General features: G+C 47.5%; 1 protein-coding gene. It reads right to left on the reverse strand.

Annotated elements, in window-relative coordinates; all coding sequences use genetic code 11:
- Nucleotides 1–724: TcfC E-set like domain-containing protein (locus tag OU793_RS24755; RefSeq protein WP_274647934.1), on the reverse strand; the 724-nt coding region annotated here is incomplete at both ends.

A 724-nucleotide genomic window follows, 5' to 3' on the forward strand; every position in this document is an offset into this window, starting at 1 on the left:
TCACCGAGCAAGGTGTCTTCTTCTGCGCTGTTATCAATGTACATGAGATAACCATTACCACCGGCGATATTGATGCCTGTGCTGGCGGTAAAGCGTTGATATCCGGTATTGCCGAGTAGATAGTTATTGAGGGCGTAATCCTCATTTGACAGTGAGTAGTCTTCGTATCCCAAACTCAGCCCCAGCAACGTTCCGTTGACAGACCAAAATTGTCCGTCATTGTCAAAGCGGGCGTATTTAGCAGTAGCACTGGCGTACGTGCCAATGTCTTGCGTGAGCACGCCTTCAATAAGAGAGTGTTCTTGAGTCACGACAGAGCGAGCGCCAATCGCCGTGTTGTCTAGAAGCTGGTAATTGACACGACCATCAACAAACTCACTGGCGTCTAACTCAAGCTCGTCAAAATCAGAGTCATCATCATAACGAGAATTGAATTGGCCAGCAGTGAGGGCGTAGTCCCACTCGCCTTTGCCAAGCGAAAACAACGCTGTATTGTAAATTTGTCGTTGTTCACGCAATATTTCACGCCCTTGAGAGAGTACGACTATCGTGGCAAGATAGTTTCCTGAAGGAAGACTGCTGTAGTTTATCTTTTGTTGACCCGCTGACACATTTTTACCAAACACCAGCTGGTCATTTCGGTAGACTTCAATGCGTCCTTGACCGGGCAGGACATAAGTCAAACTGCGATTGGCCTTCTCACCACCATCGATTAAGTTTCGTG

Origin of the sequence: Vibrio sp. VP6 (genome assembly GCF_028823755.1) — a bacterium.
GTDB classification, from domain to species: domain Bacteria; phylum Pseudomonadota; class Gammaproteobacteria; order Enterobacterales; family Vibrionaceae; genus Vibrio; species Vibrio parahaemolyticus.